Source organism: Bdellovibrio svalbardensis (assembly GCF_029531655.1).
GTDB classification, from domain to species: domain Bacteria; phylum Bdellovibrionota; class Bdellovibrionia; order Bdellovibrionales; family Bdellovibrionaceae; genus Bdellovibrio; species Bdellovibrio svalbardensis.
On sequence record NZ_JANRMI010000001.1, the window covers coordinates 262,850 to 275,122 of the forward strand.

General features: G+C 45.2%; 10 protein-coding genes. 4 read left to right on the forward strand and 6 right to left on the reverse strand.

The genetic code is table 11. From position 1 onward, the window contains the following. Positions 1–14: 14 nt before the first annotated feature. Positions 15–2,618 (forward strand): M16 family metallopeptidase, encoded by a 2,604-nt coding sequence (locus NWE73_RS01275; RefSeq protein WP_277576455.1) that lies wholly within the window; start codon positions 15–17, stop codon positions 2,616–2,618. Here NWE73_RS01275 and NWE73_RS01280 read toward each other — a convergent pair. Beyond that, positions 2,615–4,177 carry a lytic transglycosylase domain-containing protein gene (locus tag NWE73_RS01280; RefSeq protein ID WP_277576456.1) on the reverse strand — a complete coding sequence of 521 codons (1,563 nt, stop codon included), beginning with the start codon at positions 4,175–4,177 and terminating at the stop codon, positions 2,615–2,617. The two genes, NWE73_RS01275 and NWE73_RS01280, sit on opposite strands and share 4 nt — an antisense overlap. Before the next feature lie 49 nt (positions 4,178–4,226). Here NWE73_RS01280 and NWE73_RS01285 point away from each other — a divergent pair, with 49 nt between their 5' ends. Genes NWE73_RS01285 through tatC form a run of 3 tightly spaced genes read left to right on the forward strand, consistent with a single transcriptional unit; the run spans position 4,227 to position 6,010 of the window. Beyond that, a complete protein-coding gene (locus NWE73_RS01285; protein ID WP_277576457.1) occupies positions 4,227–4,910 on the forward strand; it encodes a hypothetical protein in 684 nt (227 codons plus the stop codon). 18 nt (positions 4,911–4,928) lie between these two features. Further along, a complete protein-coding gene (locus NWE73_RS01290; protein WP_277576458.1) occupies positions 4,929–5,252 on the forward strand; it encodes a Sec-independent protein translocase subunit TatA/TatB in 324 nt (107 codons plus the stop codon). Continuing rightward, positions 5,249–6,010, forward strand: coding sequence for a twin-arginine translocase subunit TatC (tatC, locus tag NWE73_RS01295; protein WP_277576459.1), 762 nt, complete (start codon positions 5,249–5,251; stop codon positions 6,008–6,010). The genes NWE73_RS01290 and tatC overlap by 4 nt, the downstream gene beginning before the upstream one ends. A gap of 88 nt (positions 6,011–6,098) precedes the next feature. Here the strand turns inward: tatC and NWE73_RS01300 are convergent, their stop codons facing one another. The 5 genes from NWE73_RS01300 to NWE73_RS01320 all read right to left on the reverse strand — a co-directional run bounded on the left by NWE73_RS01300 (position 6,099) and on the right by NWE73_RS01320 (position 12,266). Next, a complete protein-coding gene (locus tag NWE73_RS01300) occupies positions 6,099–6,629 on the reverse strand; it encodes an acetyl-CoA carboxylase biotin carboxyl carrier protein subunit (RefSeq protein ID WP_277576460.1) in 531 nt (176 codons plus the stop codon). Between the two features lies 1 nt (position 6,630). Further along, positions 6,631–8,133 carry an acetyl-CoA carboxylase biotin carboxylase subunit gene (gene accC, locus NWE73_RS01305; RefSeq protein ID WP_277576461.1) on the reverse strand — a complete coding sequence of 501 codons (1,503 nt, stop codon included), beginning with the start codon at positions 8,131–8,133 and terminating at the stop codon, positions 6,631–6,633. 11 nt (positions 8,134–8,144) lie between these two features. Next, positions 8,145–9,710, reverse strand: a complete 1,566-nt coding sequence (locus NWE73_RS01310; RefSeq protein ID WP_277576462.1) for an acyl-CoA carboxylase subunit beta — start codon at positions 9,708–9,710, stop codon at positions 8,145–8,147. A 181-nt stretch (positions 9,711–9,891) separates the two neighbouring features. Further along, a complete protein-coding gene (locus NWE73_RS01315) occupies positions 9,892–11,172 on the reverse strand; it encodes a S8 family peptidase (RefSeq protein ID WP_277576463.1) in 1,281 nt (426 codons plus the stop codon). A 278-nt stretch (positions 11,173–11,450) separates the two neighbouring features. Continuing rightward, the gene (locus tag NWE73_RS01320; RefSeq protein WP_277576464.1) at positions 11,451–12,266 is read right to left on the reverse strand and encodes a purine-nucleoside phosphorylase; all 816 of its coding nucleotides are present in this window, start codon (positions 12,264–12,266) and stop codon (positions 11,451–11,453) included. Positions 12,267–12,273: the final 7 nt, after the last annotated feature.

The following is a 12,273-nucleotide window of genomic DNA, read 5'->3' on the forward strand; positions in this document are numbered from 1 at the left end:
GAGTTATCTAGAGTATGTCTAAGAAATTTCAACTAAAAAACGGTCTAAAGGTCCTTTTCTTACCTAGCCACAAATCTCCGGTGGTCTCAGTGCAAATGTGGGTGAAGACAGGCTCCGCCGATGAAAAACGCGGCGAAGAGGGGATCTCTCACTTTATTGAACATTTGGTCTTTAAAGGCACACGTAAATATGGAGTGGGCGAAATTGCTTCCACCGTCGAAGGTTCCGGCGGAGAGCTGAATGCCTACACCTCCTTTGACCAGACTGTCTTTTATGTGACTATTTCCAAGCAGTTCTCTGACGTGGCGATGGACGTTATAAGTGAGATGATGGGATTTCCTACTTTTGATAAGCAAGAAATCGATAACGAACGTGAAGTGGTGATCGAAGAGATCAAACGAGGTCAAGACAGCCCTGGCCGACGTGCCAGCCAATTGTTATTTACGAATACTTTCCGCAAGCACCAGTATGGTCGCCCCGTAATTGGTTTTGATAAAGTTGTGCGCAATGTTTCTGTTAAAAAGATCAAAGACTATTATCACAGTCGCTACGTGCCTTCGAATATGTTCTTGGTCATCGCTGGTGACTTTGATGCTAAAGACATGAAGAAAAAAGTTGAAACTATGTTCGGTGGTTTTGCACCGTTCAAACTTCGCAAGGTGAAACGAACGAAAGAGCCGGCCCAAACCTCCATTCGTATTAAGGTTGAAGAGGCTAAGTTTGAATCAACTACAGGTTATCTAACTTGGCGCATTCCGAATGTAAAACACAAAGACATCGCTGCGTTGGAAGTTCTTTCCGCACTCTTTGGGCAGGGTGACTCTTCGCGCTTGATGCAAACCTTACGCATTAAAGAGCCTGTCACGAACTCGGTGGGCTGCTTCAGCTATTCAATGCAGGATGACGGTCTTTTCTCGATTTCCTTTAATTTAGAAAAAGAGAATCTGCAGAAAGCTTTGTCATTAATGATTCCCGAGATTACTCGCTTGATTGAGGAGCCACCGACAGCCGCTGAAGTACAAAAAGCCATGACGAATTTTGCCAGCCATGAAGTTTACTCTATGGAAACTGTCGACAACATCGCTCGCAAAGCGGGTGGAGACGAATTCTATTATGGTGATCACGATCACTATCGTAAATACATGAAGGAAGTCTATGCCTTGAAGCCAGAAGACATCCAAAAAGTTGCTAAAAAGTATTTCAAACCAGACACGTTCGGACTCTCTTTGCTAACCAATATGGAAAAGAAAGAGGCGGAAAAGATTCTGAAAAGCTTCGCTAAGGATTTGAAGAAATCCCTGACGGCCGCGAAGGCGAAAAAGCAAAAGGTTGTTAAATTCGCTGCTAAAAAATTCAATATCAATACGGCAGCAGTTGCGCACGAACCGAAAACTGAAAGAATCACCTTGAAGTCGGGCGCGACGCTTTTGATCCGAGAACAGAAAGACACTCCTTATGTCGCAATGAAGGCGGCGTTCTTGGGTGGAACTCGTGTTGAAAATGAAAGCCAAGGGGGATTGACGGAAGTCTTCTCTCGCAACTGGCTTTCTGGATCTAAAAACTTCACAGAAGATGACATCAATCTTCGTATTGACGAGCTGGCGTCTGGCATCAGTGCCTTTGGCGGAAGAAACTCTGTGGGTCTTTCTATGGACTACTTGTCGCCTTTCGAAGACAAGATGCTGGAAATTTTCAGGGACTCACTGCTCTATCCACAATTCCCAACGCAGATACTGGAACGTGAAAAGGTTGTGCAAAGAAACCAAATCAAAGCCCGCAATGATAATCCAGCACAGCTTTGCATCATGGCCTTCATGCATGAGATCTTCAAAGACCACCCCTATTCGCGAGACCTGTTGGGAAGCAATGAAAGTATTAGCAAAATTTCCCAGGAAACTTTGCAGGAATACTATAAGAAGATCGCCAATCCTAAGAATTTAACTTTCTGTGTGGTTGGTGATGTAAAAACTGATAAGTGGGTGAAAGAGCTTGAAGCGACTACTGCTCTTATGTCGAAAGGTTCAAAAGTTGAGAATTCTTTTGCAGCTCCGGTCATAAAGACTTCAAAACATTTATTCAAAGAACTTAAAAAAGAGCAAAGTCATATTATCGTTGGCTATCAAGGTTTGACTTTGAAAAGTCCGGATCGATATGCCTTGGAAATCATTCAGTCTATCTTAAGTGGGCAGGGTGGCCGTTTGTTCCTTGAGCTGCGAGATAAGAACTCACTAGCGTATTCAGTTTCTCCAATGCATATGGAAGGAATTGAATGTGGATATTTCGGTGGATATATAGGTTGTTCACCAGAGAAATCTGAAAAAGCCATCTCTATGCTGAAACAGGAATTCAATAAATTGGTCAGCACCAAGGTGGGCGAAGAAGAATTGGCTCGGGCACAAAGATATTTGATTGGCCGTCATGATATTGAGTTGCAAAGAAAAGGGACGATCTGCAATGCGATCTTGTTCGATGATATCTATGGTCTAGATTATCGCGACAGTCTTGATGTGGCAGACAAGTATTTTGCGGTGACACCGGATGATGTGCAGCGCGTGGCTGAGAATATTTTCTCCCAGCCAAGCATCATCAGCCTTGTAGGCCCCAACGACGTTCGTTAGTTGGTTGTTGATGGGGAGAGGTTGATTGAAACATCGTTTCGGCTCAACTTCTTTCCAACTTTGCGAGTGTTTTCCTGAGCAAGAAGGCGCTTTAAAACTGCTTTTGCTGAATCATTCACCATCAATTTGAAGCCCGATGGAACGGAAGCGTTCTTTTCCACGGCCTTCTTTAGGTCGGGATTGAACATGATGAAGTCTTCGTGGCTCAAACCACTTACACGCAGCAACTCTTTGGCAGAGACAGTGCGAGCGAGCTTCACTGAATGTACATCCAGTGATTTTTCTTTCTGAAGGTTTTTGAATATATCTTCTTGATAGCGTTCTGCATACAGCGCCGCCAAGAATTCAGAATAGAAATTCGAAGAGGCAAAATCAAAATTCTTGGTGCGGAAGCTCGCGACGATATCGCCCAGGTTTTTAGATCCAGTTTCGCGAATCGCTTTGCGAATTCCTGGGGGACCGTGGTTCCAAGCAGTAATAGCCAACGGCCATGAGCGATACAGAATCATATGATTCTCTTTAAGCAATCTTGCTGCTGCCTCTGTCGCCTTAAATGGAGAGTGGCGCTCATCAATTTGATGATCAACCGTCATAAAACTACGGCCTGTATTTCCCATGAATTGCCAGATGCCAGAAGCACCCACTTTGCTGACCGCGTGTTTGTTGAAACTGCTTTCTACAAATGGAATGCGAGTTAGTTCAACCGGAACTCCATGTGCTCTGAAGATCTCTTCCATTCCGGATAGATAAAGAGGGCTGACCTCAAGGCCTTCCTCAAAGAAATTCTTCTGGCCGGTTTGCACGCGAAGATTTTTTAATGCCTTTTGGGCATTTTCCTGTGGATTCCCCGGTAAAACACTTAAGCTTTTTGCGACCACAGTTTCATATTCATCAAGATTATCCAGATCTTTTCGCCCAGAAAGTGACTTCAATGCCTGGCGAATTTTGCTGACTTCGTCTTTTACAAAATCATCTGCCTTTACATTTCGCAACCAACGATGTTTTGGAGTTTCGGCATTGATGATCGATGAAACATCGACAACTTTATAGATTATCCACGGGTTGACAGAGTCATGGATAACACGGTTGTTGTTGTCGTAGCGGGTATAAATATCAAACCAGAATCCAACACGCTCACGCATATCCGCAGGAATTTTGAAATCTTCAGAGATTTTATTTTGATAGTCGTTCAATATTTCTTCGCGATTGTAGACAACGTTTGGATCTTTCTCCAAAGTCATCGCGCTTAAAAGCATTGTCGTGATTCGTTTCACTTCAATTGGAAAGCTTGCAGAATTAAAGATAGCAACGGCCAAAGAGGCTGACATGACTGTCAGAACAATTCCGCGGGTGCTTCGTTTTGAGACTATTTTGCTAACCTTATTGAGTACTTGCATACCATTAGTGGGAGCAACGAGGGTGCCACCATAGAATGGCTTTAATCCGCCACTAGGTTCTAGGGGTGGTCTTGGGGTGTCTAAAAGTTTGCCAATGAGGCGCAAATTGGCCTGGCGGGGGTGGCATTGGGCTTCGACTTCGGCCCAGAATATTTTAAACAACTAACCATTTTGAACCGATAAGTTGTTAGACTAGATAGTAGGAGAGCTTGTGTTTCCCATTGTGAGACCTGGCTCTAAGCTGTTGGGAGCTGCTGAGATGAGGGAAAAACCATCGTCTGCAACTGTAGAGCTGTTATTGAGTTCGCAAGGATTCTTTCAAGAGCTCGTTCAAAAAGGCCTGGCACAAAGGAAGATGCAAACTCCTCCTTTGGTGGAAAGTTATCTCGTAAATCTTTTGAATCATTATTTAGATGCTCGAAATCTTTTTGAGTCCGAGTATGCAAACGAGTCTGGTCAAAAGAACCCAACCACTCTTGCGGAAATGTATCTTACAGCCCAAAACGCAGAGGCTTCTGCAAAGATTGAGCTTTTGCGCAAACTTGGTGACCGTGCTTTGTATATCAGTGGCTTCTTTGGTGACTCTCTTCAGCGAAAAATTGTCGACATCGATTATTATGCGGAGATTGGTGGAGCGGCCTATGCGTCATTGGCGCACTGTACCCGCGAAGACACAATGGCCAAGGTTTATAGTACTTTCTCCAGCCGCTTTTTGGACTTTGTCGATGTGTTGACCTATATCAGTCATCACTCATTTGTGAAGAGTGATCAAAGCATTCTTCGCTTGTATGACCGCTATATGCGAACTGGCTCGGAATTGGCCCGCGAGAAGCTTGAGGAAATGGGTGTTTTGTCATTGCCCCATGACCAGGTAAAGCTTGGCAAACAGGGTTGATTCCACTATTCTGCGGCCATGTTTGGCTTAAGTATTTTTGAGATTCTCTTCCTTGCCGGTCTCGCGCTTGTCGTGATCGGACCCAAAGAACTTCCTCAGGTAGCACGCACCTTGGGGCGTTTTCTCAATGACCTCAAACGAACAACAAATGGTTTTACGGAAGAACTCAAGCAACAGGCGCGCATAGATCGCATTGATTTGAACGAAGCACCGAAAAAGCCGGAGCCTCAACAGCAGCAGCAACATGAATCTGAATCCTCCCAAGTGGTTCCTGAGCAAATGGAATTGCACGCACAAGAACCGGTTCAAGAATCCTCTTCAAGCGAAGATAAAAAATCATGAGTAACGAAGAAGTAGATCTTAAAGGTCAATCCCTGTTTGAACATCTTGGTGAACTACGTACAAGGCTTGTGTACTGTGCCTACATTCTGGTGATCGCAACGGGTATTTGCTATGGCTTCAGTGAGCATATCTTTAACTTTATCCGCGCACCCATTCAGCCGTATTTGCCAAATGGTGGTCTGATCTATACCGGTCCGTTGGATAAGTTTGTTGCACATATCAAAATCGCTTTTGTTTGCGGAATTATTATTTCTTGTCCGTTGTGGCTTTACCAGGTCTGGAAGTTCGTGGCTCCGGGCCTTTATTCCAACGAGCGAAAATACACTATTGGATTTATTTTTTCCGGCACGGCACTGTTCCTTTTGGGTGCAGCGTTTTCATACTGGGTGGTCTTGCCAATGGCCTTCCATTTCTTGATGAACTTCGGTGGTAACATCGATAAGCCAATGATCTCGATTGATCAGTACTTGGGTTTCTTCACGCAGATGTGCTTGATGTTTGGCGTATCTTTCGAACTCCCCTTGGTCATTGCTATTCTGGGAATGATGGGAATCGTGAGCCACAAGTTTCTTACTGAAAAACGTCGTTATGCTATTATGGGTCTAGCCATTGCATCAGCGATCATTACTCCGCCAGATTTGATGAGTATGATTATGATGTTGATCCCAATGGTTGGGCTGTATGAGCTTGGCGTATTTGTGGTGGGCATTGTCGAGAAGAAGCGCGCTGCGGAAGTGCGCATGAATGAAAGAGAATAGCTTTCTGACTTTTAATTGATCTGAAATAAAAAGAGGAAACTTCGCAGGAAGTTTCCTCTTTTTTTAACTAAATTCAATATTCTTGAAATTACGATGGCTCTTCGAACTTGATCAACACCGCGCCTGATTCAACAGAGTCGCCTTGTTTGACCTTGATCTCTTTGATTTTTACATCGCGAGTGGCACGCATTTCGTTTTCCATTTTCATCGCTTCCATGATCAACAATGGCTTGTTGGCTTTCACGATTTCGCCCTCTTTGGCGAAGATCTCGATAATTTTACCAGGCATTCCTGATTTCAACTCAAGATCGCCACCGAAGCCGCCACCTTTTTTCAATGATTCATGCAAAAGCATTTCGTCATTGAAGATTTTGATAGAGCGGAATGAGTTGCGCGTGAAAACTGTGTATTCCGTGTCAGATCCAACGACGTCCACAAGGTAAGACTTACCCTGGAACAAGAAGCTGATGTATTCCTCAGCTCTCTTGTAATCATTTTTGGATACATCGTGGTGAACCCACTCTTTGCCTTCTTGTTGCAAAGAGATTTTCCAAGAGTGGCGACCTTCAGTCACATCCACTTTATACTTTTTGCCTCTAAGTTCTGCTTCGAAATACATATTACGTCCTCAACTGCATTTTGCGGCCCAAACGTCTCCACGTGGAGCTGACGTTAAGCTGACGGATATCCTTCGACTTGCGATCGTTGTAGGCTTCAATAGCCGCAGCGATCAAGAACACAGGATCTTCAACTTGTTTGAACATCTCTGGCTCGATAACTTCGAAGTTTTTCTCGATAAATTGTGTCGTGTAAGTGCCGTCTCGGAAGGTCGGGTGATCCAAGATGGTTCTATGCAGAACGATATTGGTTTTAATTCCCGTCAGTACGAATTCACTCAGGGCACGTTGCATTCTGTTGATCGCCTCTTCACGAGTATCACCCCAAGTAATGAGCTTAGAGATCATTGGATCGTAGAAGATAGGTACATTGTAGCCAGGATATGCGTATGAATCCACGCGCATGAATGGACCTTGTGGATGGCGACAAGCTCTGATCACGCCTGGTGATGGCTTGTAAGTCACAGGATCTTCAGCGCAAATACGGGCTTCAATTGCATGACCCTTTTGCTTGATGTCTTCTTGTTTGAAGCTCAAAGGTTTGCCTGCAGCCACATTGATCTGCTCACGAACCAAATCCACGCCAGTCACGATTTCGGTGATCGGATGTTCAACTTGAAGACGAGTGTTCATCTCCATGAAGAAGAATTCTTTGGTCGTGTTATCGAAGATATACTCAATTGTCCCGGCACCTACGTAGTTAATCTGCTTCGCCGCGCGAACAGAAGCCTCACCCATGCGCAAGCGCACTTCCTGAGGAACTGATGGAGATGGAGACTCTTCGATGATCTTCTGATTACGACGTTGCACAGAGCACTCACGTTCAAACAAATGAACGTGGTTGTTGTGTTTGTCGCCGAAAACTTGGATTTCGATGTGTTTCGGGTCGTTGATGAATTTTTCGATATAAACAGTCGGATCCGCGAAATAGTTCTGACCTTCAGAGCGACAAGCGCGGAACGCACTTTCAATCTCGTCCATCTTGCGAACAACGCGCATCCCTTTACCGCCACCACCAGCTGACGCCTTGATGATAACCGGCAAGCCGATTTTTTCAGCGATTTTGATCGCTTCTTCCACGGAATCAACGCCGCCATCACTGCCAGGCACTGTTGGAACTCCAGACTTCTTCATCAAAGTTTTTGCAGAGATTTTATCTCCCATAGCTTCGATGTTTGCCACAGTCGGTCCGATGAAAGTGATACCTGCTTCGTCGCAAGCCTTCGCAAAGTTCGTATTTTCAGACAAGAAACCGTATCCAGGATGGATGGCATCTGCGCCTGCTTTTTTTGCGACTTCGATAATTTTTTGATAGTTCAAATAGCTTTCTTTAGAGGGAGAAGGCCCAATATGGTAAGCCTCATCCGCCAAGAAAACGTGCAAGCTGTCACGATCTGCATCTGAGAATACCGCCACAGAACCAATGCCCATCTCACGACAAGCACGGGTAATACGGATAGCAATCTCTCCACGGTTCGCAATCAGGATTTTTTTAAATACTGCCATTTAATAGATCCTTATAGAGGGATATTGCCATGCTTTTTAGCTGGCGGGATTTCGCGTTTATTTTTCAACATTTCCAAAGAGTCGATGATGCGTTTACGAGTCAAAGCTGGCTCGATAACTTCATCTGTGTAACCAAGTTCTGCAGACACATATGGATTGCTGAACTTCGCTTCGTACTCTGCTGTCAAACGAGCTTTTTCTGCTGCCGGATCTTTTGCTTTGTTGATCTCTTCGCGGCTGATGATGCTGACGGCACCTTCAGCACCCATGACTGCGATCTCTGCAGAAGGGTAGGCCAAATTCACGTCAGAACGCAAAAGTTTAGATCCCATAACGATGTAAGCGCCACCGTAAGCTTTACGAGTGATAACTGTGATTTTAGGCACAGTTGCTTCAGCGTAAGCGTACAACAACTTCGCACCGTGAGTGATGATACCATTCCACTCTTGATCTTTACCTGGCAAGAAGCCCGGAACGTCAACGAATGAAACAACGGGGATGTTGAAAGCATCACAGAAGCGGATGAAGCGGGCAGCTTTACGAGAAGCTTCGATGTTCAAGCAACCAGCCAAGTTGTTTGGTTGATTTGCTACGATACCAACAGGACGACCGTTGAAGCGCGCATAACCGACGATGATGTTTTGAGCGAAATGCTTGTGAACTTCCAGGAAGTAACCTTCATCCACGCACTCAGTGATAACTGAAAGCATGTCATATGGCTTCTTAGGATTTTCAGGGATGATATTCGCGATAGCTTCAGTCAAACGATCAGGTCTGTCTGTGTTAGGCAAAACTGGAACGTCATCCAAATTGTTAGAAGGAAGGAAGTTCATCATTTCACGGATCAACAACAAGCAATGCTTATCATCTTCAGCCGCAAAGTGAGCAACACCTGATTTAGCAGAGTGAGTTGTCGCTCCGCCAAGATCTTCTTTGGTTACTTCTTCATGAGTCACAGTCTTGATAACATCAGGGCCCGTTACGAACATATAGCTCGTGTTTTTAACCATGAATACGAAGTCAGTGATAGAAGGAGAATAAACTGCACCACCAGCGCATGGGCCCATGATTGCTGTGATCTGAGGGATCAAGCCAGAAGCCATGGTGTTGCGAGTGAAGATATCCGCGTAACCACCAAGAGATTCGATACCTTCTTGGATACGCGCTCCACCGGAGTCATTGATAGAGATAAATGGCGCACCATTTTTCATCGCAAGATCCATCACTTTGCAGATCTTGTTCGCCTGGGTGCGAGACATAGATCCACCGATGACTGTGAAATCTTGTGAAGAAACGTAGACCAATTTTCCGTTGATACGGCCGTAACCAGTGATCACGCCATCGCCAGGAACAACATTCTTGTCCATGCCGAAGTTCGTGCAACGGTGAGTAACAAAACGATCCATCTCAACGAAGCTGCCTGGATCAAGAAGTACATCGAGGCGCTCACGAGCACTCAAACGTCCACCTTGTTTATGTTTTGCAATACGGGCAGCTCCGCCACCAGCCATTGCAGCTTCATTTCTTTTTTCAAGGTCCGCAAGCTTCGCTTGAATACCTGTAGATACTTCGCTCATAAAGTCCCTTTTTTCGGCGGATAGATTCCGCAAACAGACTCCAGCAAAGCTGAAGTCCAATCGATAACTAAGGGGATATTTTGTATCATGAGAGCTTCAAGAAGCATCTTAAAACGACAGACGCAGAGCATACTTTAAAGCTCTGCGTCGAAACGATCTATGTTATTGAATTCAATGAAAATTAGGGAACTAACTGGTTGAGGACTTGCAGTGCTTTCTGGACGTTAACTCGACCTCGAGTACTTACTTTAAATTCATGCCCGCTCGTGACATCAACTGACTGCAAAATAGCCTGCTTAATCTGTGCCGCTGTGGCATTGGGTTTGGCGCTCCAAAGGAGGGCCGCGATGCCGCTGACAAACGGAGTCGCCATGCTCGTTCCATCCATGTAGGCCGTTCCATTATTTGGAATCGTACTAAGAATTTGTTCACCAGGAGCGGCAACGTGAACGGCGGTGAAACCACTATTAGACCAAGAAGTCATAAAGTCTGATTTCGAAGAAGCGGCCACGGTAATTTGATTTGATAAGTTGAATGAAGCGGGAAACTCGGGATACACGTCAACATCACGTCCGTCATTTCCAGCAGCCACCACAATCAAGATGCCTTTCGCTTCAAGTTGTTGGAACGCATTTCTTAATGAGGCAACACAGGGTGCTCCACCCCAACTTGCATTGATAATCTTGGCTCCACGAGCGGCCGCATATTGCAATGCTAACACCGCATCGCCTAGAGACCCTCCACCATCGTTGGCAATAAACTGCGCGGGAATAATCTGAGCACGGGGAGCAGTACCATAAACACTCCCGTAACTGGAGTCTGCAGCTATGATCCCTGCTACGTGAGTTCCATGAGGACTCTTGGTTGTCGTAGAGCCAGGATTGGAAACAAAGGCTGCTCCATAATAGTCGTCAATATAGCCATTGCCATCGTCGTCTTTTCCGTTGTTTGGAATTTCGCCGTAGTTAATCGCAATACGCGGGGCAATTTGTGGGTGAGTCACATCGACATACGCATCCACGACAGCAACTTTAATATTTTGCCCGTAGATGCCTTGAGACCACAAAGTATCTGCTTTAATCGTCTGTTGTCCCCAGCTGTCGTTCACTGCGCTGGTGGTAACCTCATTGAAGCGATCCATTTGAATGATGCGATCGTATTCAACCTGCTTGATATTTTCCAAATTGGGTTTGATGAACTTTTCTTTAAATTCCTCGGCGTTTTTCGCGGATTCAACGGTGAACTTTCCGTCTTCCCACTGAACGATGAATTTGTTTTGTACGGCTTGCCCCATGCATGCGCTGGAATCAAGAGCACCATTTTCTGCGAATACTGATTCGGTCGACTTTTTGCCACAAGCTGAAAGCACTAAGATGCAGGCAACCGCCGAGAGAAATTTTTGAACATCCATGTTCACTCCCTGTGCGGGCCATACTGGTCCCATCCATAAGACGTATTTCATCTCCCGCACCGGTTAGCCTTTCGGTATGAATATGTCTTATTTTGAGGCTAGATTCTGCGGGACTAGATCTTAAACGGACGGGGGCGGGGAGATCCCTCATCTCGATGAATTTTCGTTCATAAGTTTAAATATTTGGAATTACGCAAGAAAAAGAACGACTGACGCGCTCAAAGCTTCCCAGGTCGGGCTCTTTAAGCGAGGGGTTTTTTGTTCATTTATTATTTGAAGCGAACTAATTTGTCAGCGCGGACCTGGTAAAAGGTCCGGGTGATCCAGCATTAGATATGACCGATGAATTCTTTAAGGAAAGAAGTGAACTGCATCTCAACTCGTTTTGCAGTTTCAGTCACTTCGTCATGAGATAATTTTTGATTAGAGATTCCCGCAGCCAAATTAGTGATGCAGCTCAAAGCCGCGACACGAAGACCCAAGTGGTTCGCTGCGATAGTTTCAGGAACCGTACTCATGCCCACTGCTTTTCCGCCAATCAATTTCAAGTAACGAACTTCAGACGGAGTTTCATAAGTAGGACCGCTTACGCCGCAATAAACACCTTTGTGGTAGCGAGTTCCTTGTTTTTGTAGAACTTGCTCCATGATGTTGATCATGCGTTTGTCGTAAGCTTCAGTCATATCTGGGAATCTTGGACCAAGTTCCTTGATGTTCGGACCCATCAAAGGATTCGTACCCATCAAGTTGATATGATCTTCGATAATCATGAATTCGCCGGCAGACATGTTTTCACCAAAGCCGCCAGCAGAGTTCGTAAGAATAAGATTTTCAACACCCAGCAAAGCCAAAGTTCTAGTTGGATGCACAACACTTTCCATGCTGTGACCTTCATAGAAGTGATTGCGACCCTGAAGGATCACAATCGCCTGGCCGCCGACTTTTCCAAAGATCAAGTTGCCGGAATGTCCTTCAACTGTCGGAGGAGAAAAGTGCGGGATGTCTTTGTAGGGAATCGTTGTTTCGACTTCAACGTCTTTAACAAATGAGCCCAAGCCAGAGCCTAATACAACACCGATCTTCGGTTTAGCCGAAGTAATTGTGCGAATGAAGCTGACTGATTCTTGAAGCTTATTAAGTACCAAAACGTTC